General features: G+C 55.9%; 1 protein-coding gene. It reads left to right on the plus strand.

Annotated elements, in window-relative coordinates:
- Positions 1 to 16: 16 nt before the first annotated feature.
- The coding region (locus ACPYOI_RS36925; RefSeq protein WP_481424291.1) for a hypothetical protein at positions 17 to 238 on the plus strand (222 nt) is incomplete at its 3' end.

The raw sequence follows: 238 nt of genomic DNA on the forward strand, positions 1-238 counted from the left end.
AAACTAAGGAATGGCTATGAATACGCTCTATCAACACCTGGCGGGTGAATCGCTGAGTGACGCGCTGGTGCGTCTTGAAGCTGAGATCAAAGTCCGTCCGGCCGATGCCGATCTCCGCGCCGCGTTTGTGCAGTTTTTGACCCTCAGTGGTAAATGGACGCGTGCCCTGACTCAGCTGAAAAGCTGGCTGGCACTTAAGCCCCAGGCTAAACCAACCGTTACCCTGCTGGAGCAGTCC

The sequence above is a fragment of the Rhizobium sp. SVR5-2C genome, from assembly GCF_056755115.1.